The following is a 19619-nucleotide window of genomic DNA, read 5'->3' as shown; positions in this document are numbered from 1 at the left end:
ACGGAACGAGGCCGCCCCCTGGTGTCGCAGGGGGCGGCCTCGTCGTTCGGGTGGCGGGCTCAGTCCTCCGCGACCGCGCGCGAGAGCGTCTCGCCGCGGAAGAATGCCGGGCGCTTGCGCCACTGCCAGAGCATCACCGCAGCGCCGCCGAGCAGCACGACCATGCCGAGGATGAACACGAGGCCCACGCCGCCGATGTTGGAGCCGCTGCCGTATGAGGGGTCCATGCTGTCGATGAGCGTCGTGACGAAGAGCACGGCCAGGATGACCCCGCCCACGAGCGGGGCGAGCAACGTGAAGAACACGTTGCGCGCCGAGGCGAACCACAGCTTACGGAAGAACCACACGCACGCGAACGCGGTGATGCCGTAGTAGAAGCAGATCATCATGCCGAGCGCGGTGATCGTGTCCCAGAGCACGTTCTCGCTCAGCAAGCGCATGACGGCGTAGAAGACGGATGCCACGACCGCCGACACGATCGTCGCATACCCCGGCGTGAAGAAGCGCGGGCTCACGCTCGCGAACTTCTCGGGGAGCGCGCCGTAGTGGCCCATCGCGAGCAGCGTGCGGGCCGGACCCACGAACGTCGACTGCAGGCTCGACGCCGAGCTCGTGAGCACGGCGAGCGAGACGAGCACCGCGAACGGGCCGAGGATCGGACCGGCGAGGTGGAAGAACACGTTGTCCTGGATGTCGGGGTTGCCGAGTCCGAACTCTCCCTCGCCGACACCCGCGTACGAGATGAGCGACACGGCGATGAGCAGGTAGAGCACGAAGATCGTGATGACCGTGATCGTCGCGGCCCGGCCAGGCGTCTTCTCCGACCCCCTCGTCTCCTCGTTCATCGTGAGGGTGACATCCCAGCCCCAGAAGATGAAGATCGAGAGCGAGAGCCCGGCGACGACCGCCGAGAACGATCCGACGGCGAACGGGTTGAACCACGACCACTCGATCGGCGTCGCGTCGAACGCATTGCCGTTCGCGACCTCGACGAGGGCGGCGACCGAGAACACGATGAGCACCGTGATCTGGAACCCGACGAGCCAGTACTGGAGCTTCTGGGTGGTCTGCATGTCGCGATACGAGATCCACGTCGCGCCGAGCATGAACAGCAGGCAGACGGCGACGTTGATGAACGGGTTCGCGGCGAGGTCGGCGATCTCGGGACTCCCGGAGACCTGCGCGATCAGAAGGAACAGGAAGTCCACCGCGATGCCCGCGAGATTGGAGAGCACGAGGATCGTCGCGGCGATGAGGCCCCAACCGGCCATCCAGCCCACCCATGGTCCGAAGGCGCGCGTCGCCCAGGTGAAGGAGGTCCCGGAGTCCGGCATCCGCTTGTTGAGCTCGCGGTAGCCGAGCGCGACGAGCAGCATCGGGATGAAGCCGACGAGGATGATCGCCGGCACCTGCACGCCGACCTCCGACACCGTCGGGCCGAGCGCGGCCGTCAGCGTGTACGCGGGCGCGATGCACGAGATGCCGATGACGATCGCGCCGATGAGGCCGACCGAACCCGCCGACAGCCCCTTCTTCGACAGTCCGGCGTCGGAGCCGTCGACCGCGGCGCTCGCCGTGGTCAACGGCGCGTGCGGTTCGGTGTGGTACTGGTGGGGTTCTTGGTGCGTCATTGCATGGTCCTTCAGGAGGTGGAGCGCGGCACGACGATCATCGGCACCGGCAGCTCGCGCAGCATCTTCGATGCCGTCGAGCCCAGGAAGAGTCGGCTGTGGGTCGCGAGGCGGCTCGATCCGACGATGACGATCTCGCCGGCGTGCCACTCGAGCGCGGAGACCGCCTGCTCGATCGTGTCGCCGGAGGCGACGACCGCGGTGGCCGAGGTGCCGGCGGGCAGCGCACGTCGCGCCTCCTCGAGCACGTCGTCGGCGTGGGCGGTGCTCGCGAGCGAGGCGAGCTCCTCGTCCATGCCGGCCGGCAGGTCGATCGAGACGAGCGAGACGAGCCGCAGCGGCGCGTGCGTCACCCGGGCGAGTCGCACCGAGATGTCGAGCACCGATCCCGCACCCGAACGCGTGCCGACCGCACCCGTGATCCGGGTCACGCCGACCGAGACCGGCATCTCGCGGGAGCCCGCCGGTGCGAGCGCCACGGGCACGTCGGACGCGTGCAGCAGGTCGTTGGCCACCGAGCCGATGCGCGAGCGGCCGAGCAGCCCGCCACGGGCCGCGCCGACGACGATGAGCGAGGCGCCGAACTCGTGCGCGGCGGCCACGAGGCCCTCGGCGAACGACTCGGCGTAGCGGATGTGCAGCGCCTGCTCGACACCGTCGCCGAGGCGAGCGGATGCCTCGGCCAGCCAGCCCCGCGAGCGCTCCTTGAGGTGGCGCTCGTATCCCGTGTCGGGCGGCACGACGGCGCCGCGCGCCTCGATCGGAAGCACCATCACGACTTCGAGGAGCGCCTCACTGGCCGCCGCGAGTCGCCCGCCGAGGGCGAGCGCGTCGGCACCGGATTCGTTCGCCGTGTAGCCGACGACGATGCGGGAGACCATCAGCTCGCGCCGAGGATCTCGTCGGCGACCTCGCGACCGACGCGGATCGCGCCGTCGACGTGCTGGTAGCCCTTGCCCGCCATGTCGGAGCACGAGAAGTGGATCGGCCCGACGGGTGTGCGGAGGTCGGCGCCGTACCGCGCGAGTCCGCCCATGTCGAAGCTCGCGGCGTAGGCGCCGCGGGTCCACTCCTCGGAGCCCCAGTCGCTCTCGTAGTAGACGACCGGGTTCAGCGCCTCGGGGCCGTAGTAGTGCGACAGCGACTCGAGGATCCGGGCCTTCCGCTCCTCGGCCGAGAGTGTGAAGACGCCGTCGGCCTCCTCGTCGGAGACGAAGCCGACGAGCGTGCCGCGGGGGTCGCCGTGGTTCGTGTTGTCGTAGGCCTCGTGGCAGAGCTCGTAGGGGCTGAACGCGGTGCCCGAGAGGCCCTGCTCGCGCCAGAACGGCGTCTCGTAGACGGCGTGCACCTTGATGACGAAGCCCATCGAGAGATGCTGGTGCATCTGGTGCTGGCGGCGGGGCAGCGGTGGCTCGTACGAGATGCGGCTGATGAGGATGGGCGGCAGCGCGAGCACGACGTGCTTCGCGTGCACCTCGATCGAATCGGTGACCGCGACGACGCCGGCCTCGGGGGCATCCGGCGTCCAGCGGATGGTGCGCACGGCCTGGCCGGTGCGGACGGCGTCGCCGAGGCGCTCCGCGAGGCGCAGCGGCACCTGCTGGAGGCCGCCCACGACGCGCTTGTCGAGGATGAAGTCGGCGTCGACGAGGTTCGAGAACGAACCGGCGGATGCCGCCATGAGCAGCGCCTGCAGCGCCGAGAACGCGTGCGCGGGCTTGGTGAGCATGGCACCGGCGATGAACATGCCGATGTTGAGCTTCGCCTCTTCATCGTCGGTCTGGGTGCCGAGCCACTCGGCGAACGAGATCTCGTCGAGCTCCTTCGCACGGGGATGGGCCCACGGCGCGTCGGGGTCGATCTCGGCGACGAGAGCGTCGAGCTTCTCGATGAGGCCGACGATCTCGCCCTCGGTCTTGGCGGGCACCGGGAAGATGTCGCCCTCGAAGAGGCGGCGCTCGCCGTTCTCGGCGATGTAGACGTTCTCGCCCTCGCGGAAGCGCTCGTACGTCTCGAGGCCGAGCTCGCCCAGCGTCTCGATGAGCGCGTCCTGGTCGGGCGAGACCCACTGGCCGCCGATCTCGAGCATGGCGCCGTCGATGTCGTCGGTCCAGAGGCGGCCGCCGATGCGGTCGCGCGCCTCGAGCACGACGACGGACTTGCCGGCCGCCTTCAGCTTGGTGGCGGCGGTGAGGCCCGAGGCCCCGGCGCCGACGATGACGACGTCGCAGTCGATGCGTTCCATGTGCAGGTACTTCCTTCGGTTGTCGTGCTGTTCGGGTCGTCCGGTCAGGGCCGTGTCGAGACCCGGGCGAGCGGATGCCGCGGCGCGAGCTGCGGCATCCGCTCAGTCGGTTCAGCTCACGGGGATGAGCGTGTACTTCGTGTCGAGGTACTCGTGGATGCCCTCGAGCCCGCCCTCGCGGCCGATGCCCGACTGCTTGATGCCGCCGAACGGCGCGGCCGCGTTCGAGACGAGGCCGGTGTTCAGGCCCATCATTCCCGTGGCGAGGCGGTCGATCATGCGGTGGCCGCGCGCAAGGTCCTGCGTGAAGACGTAGGAGACGAGGCCGTACTCGGTGTTGTTGGCGAGGCGCACGGCCTCGTCTTCGGTCGAGAACGTCGTGATGCCGAGCACGGGGCCGAAGATCTCCTCGCGGAGGAGGCGGGCGTCGGCCGAGACCGAGCCGAGCACGGTCGGGGCGTAGAAGGTGCCCTCGCCCTCGATGACGGTGCCGCCGGTGAGCACCGTGGCGCCCTTGGCGACGGCGTCGCTGACGAGCTCGTCGGTCGAGGCGACCGCCTTCGCGTCGATCAGCGGTCCGATCGCGATGCCGTCTTCGGTGCCGCGGCCGACGCGCATGGCCTGCACGCGCTCGGCGACCCGCTTGCCGAACTCGTGGGCGACCGACTCGTGCACGATGAAGCGGTTGGCGGCGGTGCAGGCCTGTCCGATGTTGCGGAACTTGGCGAGCATCGCGCCGTCGACGGCCTTGTCGAGGTCGGCGTCCTCGAAGATGACGAACGGCGCGTTGCCGCCGAGCTCCATCGAGGTGCGGAGAATGCCCTGCGCCGCTTCCTTCATGAGGCTGCGGCCGACCTCGGTCGAGCCCGTGAAGCTGAGCTTGCGCAGTCGCGGGTCGGCGATGATCGGGCCCGAGACCTTCGACGAGGTCGACGTCGCGATGACGTTGACGACGCCGGCCGGGAGGCCGACCTCTTCGAGCAGCTGCACGAACGCGAGCGTCGTGAGCGGCGTGAGTGCCGGGGGCTTGATGACGACGGTGCAGCCCGCGGCGAGCGCGGGAGCGATCTTGCGGGTCGCCATCGCGAGCGGGAAGTTCCACGGCGTGATGAAGAACGACGGGCCCACCGGGCGCTGCGACACGATCATGTTGCCGGTGCCCTCGGGGTTCAGCCCGTAGCGGCCCGAGATGCGCACGGCCTCCTCGCTGAACCAGCGCAGGAACTCGCCGCCGTAGGCGACCTCGCCGCGCGCCTCGGCGAGGGGCTTGCCCATCTCCATGGTCATGAGGAGCGCGAACTCCTCCTTGCGCTCCTGCAGCAGGTCGAACGCCCGGCGCAGCAGCTCGCCGCGCTCGCGCGGGGCCGTCGCGGCCCATGCATCCTGCGCGGCGACCGCGGCGTCGAGCGCCCGGATGCCGTCGGCGACGGAGGCGTCGGCGATCTCCTTGATCACCGCGCCGGTCGCGGGGTCGATCACGGCGAGGGTCTTGCCACCCTCGGCGTCGACCCATTCGCCGCCGATGAAGAGCCCGCCCTTGATCCGGTCGAGCACGGTCGCTTCCTGTGTTGCAGTCGTCATGCGTGTGGTTTCCGTTCGGTGATTCTGGGTGACGGTGTCGTGGGCGATTCGGATGCCGCGATCAGGGGTAGAGCCCGCGCAGCTTGTGCGCTTCGGCGACGCGTTCGACAGCGAGCGCCGTCGCGGCGGTGCGAAGCGAGAGCCCCCGCGCCTCGGCGTAGCCCAGCACGTGCTGCCACGCGCTGAGCATCCGCTCCTCCAGTCTGGACTCCACCTCGTCGGCGCGCCACCAGTAGGCCTGGTTCGCCTGCACCCATTCGAAGTACGAGACGATGACGCCGCCCGCGTTCGCGAGGATGTCGGGCACGACGAGCACGTCGTTCTCGCGGAGGATCCGGTCGGCACCGGGCGTCGTCGGGCCGTTCGCGCCCTCGACGATGACGGTGGCCCGCACGGTCGCCGCGTTGCCCCCGTGCAGCACGCCCTCGACGGCGGCCGGCACGAGCAGGTCGACGTCGAGCGTGATGAGCTGTGCGCCGTCGATCGCCTCGGCGCCGGCGAAGCCGACGACCGAACCGGTGGCGCGCACGTGGTCGGAGAGCGCCTCGATGTCGAGGCCCGCCGCGTTGAACACGGCGCCGTACTGGTCGCTCACCCCGGCGACGGTGACGCCGGCCTCTGCGAGGAACCGCGCGGCATCCGCACCGACCTTGCCGAAGCCCTGCACCGCTGCGCTGGCACGCGACGGCTCGATGCCGCGGTGCCGGAGCGCGGCGAGCGCGATGTGGGTCACCCCACGCGAAGTCGCGCTCGCCCGCCCCTGCGAACCGCCGAGCGCGATGGGCTTGCCGGTCACGATGCCGGGCACCGTGTAGCCGCTGGTCACGGAGTAGGTGTCCATGATCCAGGCCATCGTCTGCTCGTCGGTGCCGATGTCGGGCGCGGGGATGTCGCGCTCCGGGCCGATGATCGGCAGGATCTCGCTCGTGTAGCGACGGGTCACGCGCTCGAGCTCGGCCTTGGAGTGCTCGCGGGGGTCGATCGCGAGTCCGCCCTTCGCGCCGCCGTACGGCACGTCGAGCAGGGCGCACTTCCAGGTCATCCACATCGCGAGCGCCCGGACCTCGTCGAGGTTCACGTTCGGCGCGTAGCGCAGGCCGCCCTTGGCCGGTCCTCGCGAGAAGTTGTGCTGCACGCGGTGGCCGATGTAGAGCCGGCTCTCACCAGAGTCCATGCGCAGCGGCACCGCGACCGTGAGCTCGCGGCGCGGTGTCGCGAGCATCTGGTGCAGTCCGTCGGTGTAGCCGAGCAGGCCCACCGCCTCGGCGAGCTGGGCGCGCGCGTCGGTGAGGGGCGTGGCGATGTGCTGCGCGGCGGAGCCTGCTGCGATGAGCGGGCTCGGCGAGGCATCCGTTGCGGTCGACGTCGTCGTCGCCGCGAGGAGGTCGGTCATGCGTTCTTCAGTCCTTCCGCGACGACCGAGAGGCCGTCGACGAGCAATTCGTCGGAGATGGTGAGCGGCGGCAGGAAGCGGATGACGTTGCCGTAGGTGCCGCACGTGAGCACGACGACGCCGTTGGCGTGGGCGTACTTGGCGATCGCGCCCGTGAGCGCCGCGTCGGGAGCGCCGGTCTCGGGGTCGACGAGCTCGATCGCGACCATGGCGCCGCGTCCGCGGACGTCGCCGATGCGGGGGTCGGCGGTGCGCAGCGCGTTCAGGCGGCCGATGAGCACGGCGCCGATCTCGCGGGCGCGCTCGATGAGGCCGTCCGCCTCGTAGGTCTCGATGGTGGCGAGTGCCGCGGCGCAGGCGAGCGGGTTGCCGCCGTAGGTGCCGCCGAGGCCGCCGGCCATCGCGGAGTCCATGATGTCGGCGCGGCCGGTGACCGCCGAGAGCGGCAGGCCGCCGGCGATGCCCTTGGCCGCCACGACGAGGTCGGGCACGATGCCCTCGTGCTCGCTCGCGAACCAGGCGCCGGTGCGCGCGAAGCCGGTCTGCACCTCGTCGGCGATGAAGACGACGTCGTTCGCACGCGCCCACTCGACGAGTGCGGGGAGGAAGCCCTGCGCCGGGACGATGAAGCCGCCCTCGCCCTGGATGGGCTCGATGATGATCGCGGCGAGGTTCTCGGCGCCGACCTGCTTCTCGATCACGGAGATGGCGCGGGCCGCCGCCTCTGCGCCCGAGAGGCCCCCGTCTCGGAAGGGGTAGCTGAGGGGTGCGCGGTACACCTCGGAGGCGAACGGCCCGAAGCCGCTCTTGTACGGGATGTTCTTCGCGGTGAGCCCCATGGTGAGGTTCGTGCGGCCGTGGTACGCGTGGTCGAAGGCGACGACGGCCTGCTTCTTCGTGAAGTGGCGTGCGATCTTGACCGCGTTCTCGACGGCCTCGGCGCCCGAGTTGAAGAGGGCCGTGCGCTTGACGTGGTCGCCCGGGGTGAGCTCGTTGAGCTTCTCGGCGACGGCGACGTAGCCCTCGTACGGCGAGACGGTGAAGCACGTGTGGGTGAACGAGTTCAGCTGCGCGGTGACGGCTTCGACGACGCGGGGCGCCGAGTTGCCGACGCCCGTGACGGCGATGCCCGAGCCGAGGTCGATGAGCGAGTTGCCGTCGGCGTCGACGATGACGCCTCCGCCCGCTGCGACGACCGAGATGGGCAGGGTGTGGCCGACGCCCGAGGCGACGGCTGCCGCCTTGCGGGCCATGAGCTCCTGCGAGCGGGGGCCGGGGATGGCGGTGACGAGGCGGCGCTCCTGTGCGAGCGAGGGTCCCCCGGTCGTGGTGGCCGGGGTGTCGACGAGAGTCATGAGTGCTCCGATGCGGGGTGACGACGGTGGCTGGTGCCGCCAATGCTAGGTCGGGTCGAGCGGATGCTTCAGGGCCCGCCTGTACACTTGAGGTGCAGTTCTTCGACATGGCGTACACCGCGCGTCTCGTCGATCGAGAAGGTCGAAGCCCACCGAAGGAGCCCGCAGTGCAGCCGACCGTGCAGACCCTGCTCGACCGCCCCGACCTCGCACTCGGCCTGCTCACCCCGGCCGCGCAGCTGCCCGAACGCGCGCTCTCGGCGCCCGTGGTCTGGGCGCACAGTTCCGACCTCGCCGATCCCACGCCGTTCCTCGATGCCGGCCACGTGCTGCTGACGACCGGCACCCAGTTCGGCGACGACGCCGAGGCGGGCTTCGCCGCCGCGTACGTCGCGCGACTGCGCGCGACGGGCGTCGCCGCGCTCGGGTTCGGCACCGAGGTGATCCGCGAGGGCACCCCCGAGTCGCTCGTCGAGGCCTGCGCCGCACAGGGTCTGCCCCTCTTCGAGGTGCCCTACCGGGTGCCGTTCATCGCGATCGCCCGCACGGTCGCCGACCTCATCGCCGAAGACGCCTTCGCGCGGCAGGCCTGGGCGCTGAACGCCCAGCGCGCGATCTCGCTCGCAGCTCTTCGCCCCGACGGCCTCTCGGCGACGCTCGCCGAACTCTCCCATCGCCTCGGCGCCTGGGTCGGGCTCATCGATGCGACGGGATCCCTCGACCGGGAGGCGCCCGTCGACGGCCTCGGCCAGCCGCTCCTCGGCGAGGTCGTGGGCGAGGCGCGCTCGATGCTCCGCCGTGGTCAGCGCGCGAGCCGCACGCTGCTCGCCGGCGAGTCGACGGAGTCGCCGCAGCGGATGACGCTGCAAACGCTCGGCGGCGGCGGCTCGCTCCGCGGAGTGCTCGCGATCGGCGACTCCCCCGAACTCGACCAGGCCGGCCGCGAGGTCGTGACCTCGGTGATCGCCCTCGCAGGCCTCGCGCTCGAGCAGAACCGCGACCTCGACCGGGCACGCGGTCACTTGCGATCGGGGCTGCTCCGCGGCATCCTCGCCGGCGATCTGACCCTCGCCGAGCGGGTCGCGACCGAGATGTGGGGACCGCTCCCGTCGTCTCCGATGCGCATCGCAGTGGCGGATGCCCCGCTCACCGCCGTCGACCGCCTGACCGAGCTGCTCGAGCTGCGCGTCGAGGAGCGCGGGGGCCGGCTCTTCTTCGGCCGCGACGACGAGCAGTTCGTGCTGCTGCTCGAGGAGGCGGACACCGGGCTCGCCGACGAACTCGCGACCGAGTTCGAGGTTCCCGTGGGGCTCTCCGACCCGATCGGCACCGGCGGCATCGCGCTCGCCCATGAGCAGGCGCTGCGCGCGGTCGAGCGCGCCCGCGAGTCGGGCTCGGGCGTCGTGCTGTTCGACGAGATCAGCCGGCAGGGCGTGCTCGCGTTCCTCGCCCGCACCGATGCCCGCGCCGTCGCGCTCGCGACACTCGCCCCGCTCACCGAGCACGACGCCGAGAACGGCACGACCCTGCTCACGACGACCCGCACCTGGCTCGAGCACGGCGGCCAGTTCGACGCCACCGCGCAGGCGCTCGGCGTGCACCGGCACACCGTGCGGAGCCGCATCGCGCTCGCCGAGCGGCTGCTCGGCCGCGACCTGTCGGGCTTCCACGCCCGCGCCGATCTGTGGGCGGCGCTCCTCGCCGTCGACTGACGCTCGCGGCTCAGCCGCGCGAGCTCGCGATGCGGTCGCGGTACCAGCCGTACGAGTCCTTCGGCGTGCGCTCGCCGGTCTCGAAGTCGATGTGCACGAGCCCGAAGCGCTGCGTGTAGCCTTCGGCCCACTCGAAGTTGTCGGTGAGCGACCACAGGTAGTAGCCCTGCACGTCGACGCCGAGGTCGATCGCACGCCGCACGGCCGCGATGTGCTCGTCGAGGTATCCGACTCGCTGCTCGTCGTGCACGGCGCCGGTCACCGCGCCGCCGACGACCTCGTCGGGGAACGACGCGCCGTTCTCGGTGATGACGACGGGCGGCAGGCGGTCGCCGTAGTCGCGGGTGAACGAGACGAGCAGCTCGGTGAACGTCTCGGGCATGATCGGCCAGTCGAAGCCCGTGGTCGGCACGTCCTCGAAGTCGACGGGCTCGAACGGCAGGCCGGCCGCAGCGAACTCGGAACCCTCGGCCGGCGCGGCCACGCGCGTCGGGTTGTAGAAGTTGATGCCGTAGAAGTCGATCGGGGCGCCGATCAGCTCGAGGTCGCCGGGCTCGAGGCCGGGCATCGCCTCGAGGCCGAATCCCGAGAGGTCGGGGTAGGCGCCCGTGAGCACGGGGTCGGCGAAGATGCGGTTGTAGATGAGGTCGAAGGCGCCGGCGGCGAACTGATCGGCCGGAGCATCCGTCGCGGGCACCACGAGTGTGTGGTTGTTCGTGATGCCGACCTCGGCGTCGCCGCGCTCGCGGATCGCGGCGACCGTGAGCCCGTGCGCGAGCAACTGGTGGTGGGCGGTCGGCAGCGAGCCCATCATGAGGGCGTGGCCCGGTGCCTGACTGCCGAGCGCGTAGCCCTGCAGGGTCGTCATCGCGGGCTCGTTGAGGGTGATCCAACGCCCCACGCGATCACCGAGGCGGTCGACCACGAGCCCCGCGTACTCGGCGAGACGGTACGCCGTGTCGCGGTTCAGCCAGCCGCCTGTCGCCTCGAGCTCCTGCGGGAGGTCCCAGTGGTAGAGCGTCGGCACCGGGGCGATGCCGGCGGCGAGCAGTTCGTCGACGAGGCGGTCGTAGTACGCGAGCCCCGCCTCGTTGGCCGGCCCCGAGCCGCCGGGCTGCACGCGCGGCCAGGAGATCGAGAAGCGGTAGTCGTCGGCGCCGAGTCCCGCGAGCAGCGCCACGTCGTCGCGGTAGCGCCGGTAGCTGTCGGCCGCGAGCTCGGCGTTCGAGCCGTCGATCACGAGGCCCGGCGTGCGGGTGAAGACATCCCAGATCGACTCGCCGCGGCCGCCCTCGCTCGTCGACCCCTCGATCTGGAAGGCCGCGGTGGCGGCGCCCCAGCGGAATCCACGCGGGAAGGCCAGTGTCTCGGCCATGCGGTCGGGGGTGGTGGCTTCGGCCATGGGGAACCTCGCTGTTCGTCGGCAGGGGCGGTGAGCGGATGCCGCGGCATCCGCTCTGCTCGAAGTGGGACGTTTGACCCACTCTCGTCACCATAGCCGCCGAACGCGCCCAGGGGAAGGGTCGTGCGCGGCCCGATCCATGCCTGCGTGCCGCCCTACCGCCCGCCCACGCACCGGCGTACGCTGGAGGGACTCGGAGGAGGACGCGATGCACGCAACCGTCGGAGAACACCTCACCATCCACGGCAAGCAGGTCGGCCAGGCGCCGCGTCGGGGCGAGATCCTCGAGGTGCGCGGCGAAGACGGCGGCCCGCCCTACCTCGTGCGGTTCGACGACGGCCACGAGACGCTGCTCTTCCCCGGCGCCGACTGCGTCTTCGAGCACGAACAGCAGGCGACCTGAGCGACGGCTCCCCTGCCCGCACTGCCGGCGGCCCGCGATAGCGTGGAGTCATGTTCCACTCCTACGCGGCGATCGGCGACAGCTTCACCGAGGGCGTCGGCGACGAGTTGCCCGACGGCTCCGTGCGCGGCTGGGCCGACTTCGTGGCGATCGGGCTCGCCGCCGCGGCGCGCGAACCCATCGGGTACGCCAACCTCGCGATCCGCGGCCGCAAGCTCGGCCCGATCATCGACGAGCAGCTCGCCCCCGCGATCGCGCTGCGGCCCGAGCTCCTGAGCTTCAACGGCGGCGGCAACGACATGCTGCGCCCCCGCATGGACGAGCAGGTCACGGCCTCGCGCTTCCGCGACGCGATCGAGCGCATCCGCGCCGAGGGCATCCACGTGCTCATGCTGAGCGGTGCGAACCCCACCGACCACATTCCCATGGGCAAGGTGTTCGACGCGCGCGGTGCGCGCCTCACCGCGGCGCTCGTCGACCTCGCCGACCGCCCCGGCGTCACCTTCGTCGACAACTTCAACGACGTGGGCCTCCGCGACATCCGCTACTGGTCGCCCGACAAGCTGCACCTGAACGCGCTCGGCCACGCTCGCGTCGCGAGCAACGTGCTGACGGGGCTCGGCGTGGCCGTGCCGGTCGAGTGGGGCGTCGAAGAGGTCGCCGCGGCGCCCTCAGGGCCGAGGAGCCGCAACACGGCCGCGTACTACCGCGAGTTCGTGCTGCCGTGGATCGGACGGCGACTCACCGGCCGTTCGTCGGGCGACGGGCGCACGGCGAAGCGGCCGACGCTCGCACCCGTTCCCGATGCCGCGTTCTGACGCCTGATCGGAACGCGCGACTCGCCGCTTCAGGCGACGCCGAGCACGTCGGCGACGAACGCGCGCGTACGACGCGCGAGCCCTTCGATGCGCTCGAGCTCGTGCGCACTCGGCAGCACCTCCGACGGTGCGGGCGGGCGGCCGAGCCGCACGGTCTCCTGACACGCGAGATCGGCGCAGATGTAGGTGCCGATGCTGTCGCCGCGCTCACCCGCCGCTCCCGCTCGTCGCGCTGAGAAGAGCTCGACCTGGTCGCCCGGCTGATGCGTGTGGCAGAGGTTGCAGATGGCCGCCCGATGATGCGAGCCCGTGCGGTCGGCGGCACGGAGCACGACGCCGGCCGGCATCCCCTCGAGCTCGGTGACGAGGTACCCGCGCGACGGGATCCGCGGGTCGCGCCAGCCGAAGGCGTCGAGCGGCGCCCACTCGGTCACGAAGAAGCGCACGGGAAGGGCGAGCTGCTCGAGCTCCGAGGCGTTCGCATTGCCGAAGAGCGTGCGAACGGCCTTCTCGTCGAGCGGTTGCATGCCTCCCCCTCCGTGCGTGACCCGTCCAGTCTACGAATCCGCACGGTCCGCCGGCAGCTGCGCACCGGCACGCCGGGGTCAGCTCGCCGGCTCCCCCGCCTCGGCATTCGCGGCGGGCACGGCGTCGGCGGAGGCATCCGCTCGCTCGGGTGCCGGACCGCGGCGACGGATGAGGAAGCCGAAACCGAGCGCCACGAAGAACATCAGCACCCCGTAGACCGCAGCGGGCAGGCTCATCTCGACGCTGCCGATGACGGTCTGCGCGATGACGATCGCGAGCGTCGCGTTGTGGATGCCGATCTCGAACGAGCTCGCGATCGACTGGGCGGGGCCGACCCGCAGCAGGCGCGGCACGAGGTAGCCGATGCTGAGGCTCAGCACGCAGAAGAGCACCGTGATGGCGGCGAGGCTGCCGAAGTTCGCGAGCAGCAGCTCGAGGTTCGAGACGATCGCGCCCGCGATGACGATCACGAGGATGACGACCGAGGCGATGCGCACAGGCCTGTCCATGCGGTCGGCGAATGCCGGGCGCCACCAGCGGACGAGCATGCCGAGCACCACGGGCAGCAGCACGATCGCGAACACCTCGACCACCTTCGCGAGCTGCAGGCCGAGCCCGTCGTCGCCGGGCAGGAAGTAGGCGATCGCGAGGTTCGTGATGAGCGGGAGCGTGAAGACCGCGAGCACCGAGTTGATCGCCGTGAGCGAGATGTTCAGGGCGACGTCGCCGCGGAACAGGTGGCTGTAGAGGTTCGCCGTCGTGCCGCCGGGCGACGCGGCGAGCAGCATCATGCCGACCGCGAGCACCGGCGGCAGCTGGAACACGAGCACGAGGCCGAGGCAGAGCGCCGGCAGCACGAGCAGCTGGCAGACGAGGGCGATGATCACCGCCTTCGGATGCTTCGCCACGCGCGCGAAGTCGCCGGGGGTGAGTGAGAGTCCGAGCCCGAACATGATGATGCCGAGGGCGACGGGGAGTCCGATGGTGGTCAACGCTGATCCCATGCGCCAAGTGTGGACTACGACAGGTGGTCGTTGAGTATCGATTCGGTGACGGATGGCACGGCATCACGGAGCGACGGCGAGCAGCACCCACTCGAGTTCTGCCGCAGTCGGGCTCCACGTCACCTGCACGAGATCGCTGTCGCGTGCGCCGCCCGGCCGGTGCACGCCGAGTTCGGCCATCGAGTACTGCACCGAGATGCCGTGCTCCGCGAACCGGGCCGTCGAAGCGCACTCCCCGCGCTCGACGGTGCCGGTGCCGAGCGGCACCACCGAGAGGCACACCCGGTCGTCCCCGTTCCTGAACGCCCAGAATCCGCGGCCGAAGAGCTCGCCGACGTTGCGCACGCTGTCGGCCTGCACGCCGAGCGCGACGGTCAGGCTCTCGTCGCCCGGGCGCTGCGGGCGGTCGAACACCGCGAGGCCGACGGGCGCCTGGGCGAGGCCGATCGCGGCGCCCGTGCCGAGCCCCGCCGCCACCGCCAGCACGGCGAGGAACGCGGCCGCGGTGGCGAGCCGGCCCGTCGGTCGCGGGCGGCCGGGTGCCGGGTTCGCGGCAGCCGACCGCCCCGAGCCGTCGGCGTCCTGCGGGCGGGCGGATGCCTCGCCGCTCGCGTCGCCCGCATGCGCGGTGCCGAGCGACGCCCGTCGGCGCGCGAGCTCCTGCTCGACGGCGGCGAGTTCCGCCGAGGCATCCGATGCGTAGCCCTCGGGCGTGCCGTAGACGACCCGGCGCAGCGCGACCGCGCGAGCCTCGAGCTGCTCGTCATCGTCGGCCATCTTCGCCCTCCGATGCCGACGTTAGCGAGCGGCGCGGGCATGCGGAAGCCCCCGCAGAGGTGGTCTCAGGCGAGGGCGAAGTCGGGGCGGGGGCGGTCGTCGACGCGCGGACACCAGCCGTCGGGCGAGTGGTCGTAGGCGTGGGCCGGGCCGTCGGCGATGAGCCGGGCGAGCGCGTCGAGGAAGCGGTCGACGTCGTCGGCCGAGCTGCCGGCGCCGAGACTCGCGCGAAGGCCGTTCGACCGCGTGGCGGTGCGCTCGAAGAAGGGATGCGCGCAGAACCGGCCGGCACGCACCGAGATGCCGTGCTCGGCGCCGAGCGCCGCGGCGAGGAGGCCGACGGAGCCGCGCTCGAGTTCGATCGTCGCGATGCCGAGGCGGTCGCCGAGCCCGTCGAATCCGCTCAGCACGCGCACGCCGTGCTGCACGGCGAGCCCCTCGTGCAGTCGGCGGGTGAGCGCCTGCTCGTGGTCGTGCCGCGCGTCGTCGCCGAGCCGCTCGAGCTCGGCGAGCGCGCGGGCGAGCGCGACGGCGCCGATGACGTTGGGCGTGCCGGCCTCGTGCCGTTCGACGCCGTGCTTCCAGTCGACGCCGTCGACCCGCACGGCGTCGACGGCTCCGCCGCCGGCGAGGTAGGCGGGCGCGGCATCGAGCCAGTCGGCCGGGCCGACGAGTGCTCCGGCGCCGAAGGGCGCGTAGGCCTTGTGGCCCGAGAAGGCGAGGTAGTCGATGCCCGAGGCCGTGACGTCGACCCGGCGGTGCGGCAGCAGCTGCGCGGCGTCGACGGCGATGCGCGCGCCACGGGCGTGCGCGATCTCGGCGAGCCGGTCGATCGGAAGCACCTCGCCGGTGACGTTCGACGCCCCGGTCACCGACAGCAGCGCGGCGGGTGTGCGGGCGAGTTCAGCATCGAGGGCGTCGAGGGTCGCGGCGATCGTCGGCCGCCCCTCGACGAGGCGGCGCGAGCGCCAGGGCAACAGGTTGGCGTGGTGCTCGAGGTCGAGCACAACGGTGTCGCCGGGCACGGCGCCGGCGAGCAGGTTCAGGGCGTCGGTGGTGTTGCGGGTGAAGACGACGAGGTCGTCGTCGCGCGCGCCGACGTGGCGGGCCACCGAGAGTCGGGCGTCTTCGACGAGCGACGTCGACAACTGCGACGGATACCCGGAGCCGCGGTGCACGCTCGCGTAGTACGGCAGCACGCGCGTCACCTGCTGCGCCACGACCTCGAGCGCGGGTGCCGACGCCGCGACGTCGAGGTTCACGTGCCGTACGAAGCCGCCCCCGAGCACGGGCACCTGGAGGCCCGCATCGGCGAGCACAGCGAGGGCGCCGGGGCCGACGGGGCGGGGCGCGGCCGCGGCATCCGTCGCCGGAGTCGCCGGTGCGCGGCGCTCGGCCTCGCGCGTCGCGAACTGCTCGGTGACGGTCACGGATGCTCCTCGATTGCGGGTGTGGCGACGAGGCTACGGATCGCGGGAATCGCCCTCAACCGGTCCCGCCGCGGAGGGTCACACCGCGACACATTGCGACACACAACCGCGAGGCGCGACAGCTACGGATGCCGGCGCGCCGACGCGAGCCGACTGCGCGCCCCGTGCCCGTGCCCGACGGCCGGCACCGGGTCGCCGGTCGCGTGCACGCTCTCGGGTCGCGCGAGGCCGAGATGCTCGCGGAGCGTCTCCCCCTCGTACTCGGTCGGCAGGAGCCCCCGCCGCTGCAGCTCGGGTACGACCTGGAACGCGAACGCCTCGAACTGCTGCGGCTGCACGGCCGAGAGCACGTTGAACCCGTCGACGGCCCCCGCGTCACCCCACGCCTCGAACTCCGCGGCGATGTCGTCGGCCGTGCCGACGATCATCGAGGCGTTGACGGATGCTGCGACGACGAGGTGACGCAGCGTCGGGGGCCGCTCGCCCGACGCGCTCCGGCCCGTTCGCTCGGCGACGATCTCGACGAGCTCCTGCCCCGCGGCGCTGAACTCGGCGACGAGCGACGGCGTGACCGCGCGGTCGGGCGAGAGCCCGCCGAGGTCGACCCCGACGAGCAGCGAGAGCTGAGCGAGCGAGCGATTCGCGGGGAAGGCCTGCGGCGGGCCGCCCGGCCAGTCCTCCGCGATCTGCACGAGTTCGCTGAGCTCGTCGGCGATCGACTGCGCGTGCTCGCGCGTCTCCCCCACGATCGGCAGCACGGGCGCGATGACCTTCAGCGTGCGGTCGTCGCGGCCCGACTCGAAGGCGAGCGAGCGCAGCTCCTCGCGGATCGCGATCGCCTGCTCGCGGTCGCCGACGGCGACGAGCGCGAGGTCGGCGCTCTGCGCGGCGAAGAGTCGCGACCGGGGCGAGATGCCCGCGTGCACGATCGGCAGGTGACCCTGCACCGGTCGCGGCACGTTGAGCGGACCGGTCACGCTGAGGTGCTCGCCGTGGAAGTCGGTGGCGTGCAGCTTCCGCGGGTCGAGGTACACGCCGCTCGCGGCATCCGCGACGATCGCGTCGTCGTCGAAGGAGTCCCAGAGCCTCCGCAGCACGATCTCGAACTCGACGGCGCGGTCGTATCGCGCCTCGTTCGCGGTATGGAAGTCGACGCCGTGGTTCGCCGCGGCCCGCGGCTCTGCGCCCGTCACGAGGTTGAGGCCGGCCCGACCGCCCGACAGCAGGTCGGCCGACGCCGTCGCGCGGGCCAGCGTGTACGGGTCGGAATAGCTCGTGTTCGCGGTCGCGATGAGCCCGATGCGACGCGTCACCCCGGCGAGGTACGTGATCGCCGCGATCGGGTCGACCCTCGCGACGAGGTACGGATCCTGGAACTCGAGGTCGTGCCCCGTCGCGAGCCAGTCGCCGAAGAAGAGGTAGTCGAGTCGCGCGGCCTCCGCCACCTCGGCGGCCCGCCGCAGCACCGCGGCGTCGCCGCGGGGGTCGCGATGGGCGCCCGGGTATCGCCAGCCCGAGGGGTACGCGCCGATCGCCCTGACCATCGCGCCGATGATGAGTCGTGTCATGTTTCGACCTCCTGACCCGACGCTAAAGAGCGCGAACGGATGGCGCGAGACCGCTCGTCACACGTGTCAACGCGGGGTCATCCGGCGTCATGGGCGAGCGACGGCTGCACAGCACGGCGGAGCGATGCGAGCTCGAGCGATTCCGAGGACATCCGCAATCCCGAGGACGATCGACCCCGGCCCCGTCCTCGGAATCGCCGATCTCCTCGCGCCAGTGCGGAGCACGGCGGCACGGATGTCGCCGGCCCATGGGCTGCACTCAGACGCGCGGCATCGCCGAAAACTTGCATCACGACACTGACACAACTTGTGCTAGTTTGACGACACAAAGCGAACGGAGTGCCGACATGCCGCAGGTGACGATCCGACCGATCCCCCCCGAAGCGCTCCTCGAGGTGCTGCTGCACGTTCCGCTCTTCTCCCTGGTCGTCGCCGCGGTCATCACCGCCGTCGTGCTCGTGGTGCGGCGCACCCATGCGGCGGGATCCCGATCCCGCGAATCGAGCGGCCCGCGCGCGAATGACCCCGCCACGCGATACCGCCCCGAGCTCCTCGCATGCTCGGTCGGCGCAATCCTCGTCATCGTGGCGTTCGCCGCCGAGAACGTGGTGCGCGGATACCTCCTTCAGCTCGTGAACATCGTGGAGTGGTGGCAGTACGCGACGCCGGTCTTCGCCGCTCTGCTTGTGATCTCCGTGGTGCTCGCGCTCATCGTCGTGCGAAAGCGGGCGCCCGAACAGCCGGCGCCGTCGAACACGCGCCGCACGTGGACGACGTTCGGCCCACGCGGCGGCATCGCCGGCGCGCTCATCGCACTCGCCGCCCTCGTCGCGACGACCGTCGCGGCCGGACTCGCGTCGTCGCCCGACGCCGACGGGCGCTGGATCCACCTGGTGCTGACCGCGCCGAACGTGACGATCGACGATGTGCGTCCGTGGTTCTACGGCTGGGCCTTCGGCGTGCCCGTGCTCATCTGCACGACGGCGCTCGCCGTCGCGGCCTGGCTGACCCTCCGGAGCAACGCGGCACGGCCGTTCCTCCGTCCCGACTCGATCGCCGCGGAGAGGATCGCCCGCGCCGAGGTCGCCAGTGGCACCGTCTCCATCGCCGCGGCGGGCATGCTGCTCGCGCTCGGCGGAGCCTGGCGGCTCATCGCCCGTTCCGGATCGATCAGCAACCTCGAGATCGAGGGCGAGGCCGAAACCTTCGACATCACCTGGAGATACGCCGAGTTCGCCATCGCGGGGGGCTGGCTCGCCCCTGTCGTCGAGGTCGTGGCCTTCGTGTTGCTCCTCCTCGTGGCGAGCCGGATGCGCCGTCGCCAGTCGGCCCCGACCGCCCCGCCGTCGGCATCTCGGGCGCGTGAGACGGCGCCCACCCGATGACCGGTACGACGATCCGGCCTCCCGCCGGTGACGGCGGACCGGCGATGGACATCTACCACCAGTTCCGCGGGCTCATCGTCTCGGGGCAGCTCGGTGCGGGCGAGCGGCTGCCGACGGTACGGCAGACCGCCGCCGACCTCGGCATCGCCGCCGGTACCGCGGCGAAGGCTTACAAACTGCTCGAGCACGACGGGTTCGTCGTCACCCGAACCGCGGCGGGCACGCGGGTCGCCGAGTCGGCGGCGGTGCTTCCCGGCTCCGTCGTGCGCCGGCTCCGCGACCTCGCGGCCGAGGCGGAGGCATCCGGTAGCGGACTCGACGACGTCGTGAACGCGCTTCGGGCGGTCTGGCGCGACTGACCCGACACCCCGGATGATCGCGCGTGAG

At 71.5% G+C, this 19619-nt stretch carries 17 protein-coding genes; 5 read left to right on the top strand and 12 right to left on the bottom strand.

Going from position 1 to position 19619, the window contains the following annotated elements; translation table 11 throughout:
- Nucleotides 1-59: 59 nt before the first annotated feature.
- The 6 genes from ACFCVM_RS16675 to gabT form a co-directional block, all read right to left on the bottom strand.
- The gene (locus ACFCVM_RS16675; RefSeq protein WP_375837795.1) at nucleotides 60-1631 is read right to left on the bottom strand and encodes an APC family permease; all 1572 of its coding nucleotides are present in this window, start codon (nucleotides 1629-1631) and stop codon (nucleotides 60-62) included.
- An 11-nt stretch (nucleotides 1632-1642) separates the two neighbouring features.
- Nucleotides 1643-2512: a universal stress protein gene (locus tag ACFCVM_RS16670; RefSeq protein ID WP_375837794.1), complete on the bottom strand. Its 870-nt coding sequence runs from the start codon at nucleotides 2510-2512 to the stop codon at nucleotides 1643-1645.
- Nucleotides 2512-3876, bottom strand: a complete 1365-nt coding sequence (locus ACFCVM_RS16665) for a flavin monoamine oxidase family protein (protein WP_375837793.1) — start codon at nucleotides 3874-3876, stop codon at nucleotides 2512-2514. The genes ACFCVM_RS16670 and ACFCVM_RS16665 overlap by 1 nt, the downstream gene beginning before the upstream one ends.
- A gap of 111 nt (nucleotides 3877-3987) precedes the next feature.
- Nucleotides 3988-5457 carry an NAD-dependent succinate-semialdehyde dehydrogenase gene (locus ACFCVM_RS16660; RefSeq protein WP_375837792.1) on the bottom strand — a complete coding sequence of 490 codons (1470 nt, stop codon included), beginning with the start codon at nucleotides 5455-5457 and terminating at the stop codon, nucleotides 3988-3990.
- 61 nt (nucleotides 5458-5518) lie between these two features.
- On the bottom strand, nucleotides 5519-6850 hold the full coding sequence (locus tag ACFCVM_RS16655) for a Glu/Leu/Phe/Val dehydrogenase (protein ID WP_375837791.1): 1332 nt from the start codon (nucleotides 6848-6850) through the stop codon (nucleotides 5519-5521).
- Nucleotides 6847-8205: a 4-aminobutyrate--2-oxoglutarate transaminase gene (gene gabT, locus ACFCVM_RS16650; RefSeq protein WP_375837790.1), complete on the bottom strand. Its 1359-nt coding sequence runs from the start codon at nucleotides 8203-8205 to the stop codon at nucleotides 6847-6849. Before gabT ends, ACFCVM_RS16655 begins: the two co-directional genes overlap by 4 nt.
- A 167-nt stretch (nucleotides 8206-8372) precedes the next feature.
- Here gabT and ACFCVM_RS16645 point away from each other — a divergent pair, with 167 nt between their 5' ends.
- A complete protein-coding gene (locus ACFCVM_RS16645) occupies nucleotides 8373-9917 on the top strand; it encodes a PucR family transcriptional regulator (protein WP_375837789.1) in 1545 nt (514 codons plus the stop codon).
- Between the two features lie 10 nt (nucleotides 9918-9927).
- Here the strand turns inward: ACFCVM_RS16645 and ACFCVM_RS16640 are convergent, their stop codons facing one another.
- The gene (locus ACFCVM_RS16640; RefSeq protein ID WP_375837788.1) at nucleotides 9928-11319 is read right to left on the bottom strand and encodes a GH1 family beta-glucosidase; all 1392 of its coding nucleotides are present in this window, start codon (nucleotides 11317-11319) and stop codon (nucleotides 9928-9930) included.
- Nucleotides 11320-11527: 208 nt separating this feature from the next.
- Between ACFCVM_RS16640 and ACFCVM_RS16635 the strand changes: the two genes are divergently transcribed.
- Together ACFCVM_RS16635 and ACFCVM_RS16630 are read left to right on the top strand one after the other, a co-directional pair.
- Nucleotides 11528-11722, top strand: coding sequence for a DUF1918 domain-containing protein (locus ACFCVM_RS16635; protein ID WP_375837787.1), 195 nt, complete (start codon nucleotides 11528-11530; stop codon nucleotides 11720-11722).
- 50 nt (nucleotides 11723-11772) lie between these two features.
- A complete protein-coding gene (locus ACFCVM_RS16630) occupies nucleotides 11773-12540 on the top strand; it encodes an SGNH/GDSL hydrolase family protein (RefSeq protein WP_375837786.1) in 768 nt (255 codons plus the stop codon).
- A 29-nt stretch (nucleotides 12541-12569) separates the two neighbouring features.
- Here ACFCVM_RS16630 and ACFCVM_RS16625 read toward each other — a convergent pair whose 3' ends face one another.
- The 5 genes from ACFCVM_RS16625 to ACFCVM_RS16605 form a co-directional block, all read right to left on the bottom strand.
- A complete protein-coding gene (locus tag ACFCVM_RS16625) occupies nucleotides 12570-13067 on the bottom strand; it encodes an FBP domain-containing protein (protein WP_375837785.1) in 498 nt (165 codons plus the stop codon).
- Nucleotides 13068-13145: 78 nt separating this feature from the next.
- Complete coding sequence (locus ACFCVM_RS16620; protein WP_375837784.1) at nucleotides 13146-14072, bottom strand: bile acid:sodium symporter family protein; 927 nt, start codon at nucleotides 14070-14072, stop codon at nucleotides 13146-13148.
- A 63-nt stretch (nucleotides 14073-14135) separates the two neighbouring features.
- Nucleotides 14136-14849 (bottom strand): hypothetical protein, encoded by a 714-nt coding sequence (locus ACFCVM_RS16615; RefSeq protein WP_375837783.1) that lies wholly within the window; start codon nucleotides 14847-14849, stop codon nucleotides 14136-14138.
- A gap of 65 nt (nucleotides 14850-14914) precedes the next feature.
- Complete coding sequence (locus ACFCVM_RS16610; protein WP_375837782.1) at nucleotides 14915-16279, bottom strand: aminotransferase class V-fold PLP-dependent enzyme; 1365 nt, start codon at nucleotides 16277-16279, stop codon at nucleotides 14915-14917.
- Nucleotides 16280-16401: 122 nt separating this feature from the next.
- The gene (locus tag ACFCVM_RS16605) at nucleotides 16402-17847 is read right to left on the bottom strand and encodes an NtaA/DmoA family FMN-dependent monooxygenase (protein ID WP_375837781.1); all 1446 of its coding nucleotides are present in this window, start codon (nucleotides 17845-17847) and stop codon (nucleotides 16402-16404) included.
- Nucleotides 17848-18194: 347 nt separating this feature from the next.
- Between ACFCVM_RS16605 and ACFCVM_RS16600 the strand changes: the two genes are divergently transcribed.
- Both ACFCVM_RS16600 and ACFCVM_RS16595 read left to right on the top strand, forming a co-directional pair.
- Nucleotides 18195-19232, top strand: a complete 1038-nt coding sequence (locus tag ACFCVM_RS16600) for a hypothetical protein (protein ID WP_375837780.1) — start codon at nucleotides 18195-18197, stop codon at nucleotides 19230-19232.
- Nucleotides 19229-19591 (top strand): GntR family transcriptional regulator, encoded by a 363-nt coding sequence (locus tag ACFCVM_RS16595; RefSeq protein ID WP_375837778.1) that lies wholly within the window; start codon nucleotides 19229-19231, stop codon nucleotides 19589-19591. The genes ACFCVM_RS16600 and ACFCVM_RS16595 overlap by 4 nt, the downstream gene beginning before the upstream one ends.
- The last annotated feature ends 28 nt before the right edge of the window (nucleotides 19592-19619 follow it).

This window comes from Agromyces sp. NPDC056389, assembly GCF_042262385.1.
Taxonomy (GTDB): domain Bacteria; phylum Actinomycetota; class Actinomycetes; order Actinomycetales; family Microbacteriaceae; genus Agromyces.
Note: the sequence above shows the minus strand (reverse complement) of the source record. Positions and strands in the feature narration are given on the sequence as shown.